Raw genomic sequence first — 279 nt, forward strand, 5'->3', positions numbered from 1 at the left:
AAGCAGAATATTGACGAAGTTGTAGAAGTTGTTACAGAGCAGCCAAAACCGGAAGTCACTGCAGCACAGGCAGAAACGGCTCAACCCGTTCAGCAGGCAGCCCCGGTTCAGGAGCAGCAGTCTTTTGAAAATGAAAAGCAAGAGAACAGAAAAGCGAAACTGACCTTCGGGCAGTCGCTTATGGAAAAAGTAAAAAAATTCTTTGAAGAAGTAGAGTAAATAAATATAAATGATAAAAGATTAATGATCAATGATACCTGAAATAGATTAATATTTATT

1 protein-coding gene is annotated in these 279 nt (G+C 38.4%); it reads left to right on the forward strand.

Annotation, left to right across the window (positions count from 1 at the left end; all coding sequences use genetic code 11):
* Positions 1 to 219 (forward strand): hypothetical protein (locus GB932_RS22190; protein ID WP_197517217.1); only part of this gene is annotated, 219 nt, incomplete at its 5' end.
* Between the last annotated feature and the right edge of the window lie 60 nt (positions 220 to 279).

The sequence above is a fragment of the Microbacterium karelineae genome (assembly GCF_009745985.1).
Lineage (GTDB): Bacteria > Actinomycetota > Actinomycetes > Actinomycetales > Microbacteriaceae > Microbacterium > Microbacterium karelineae.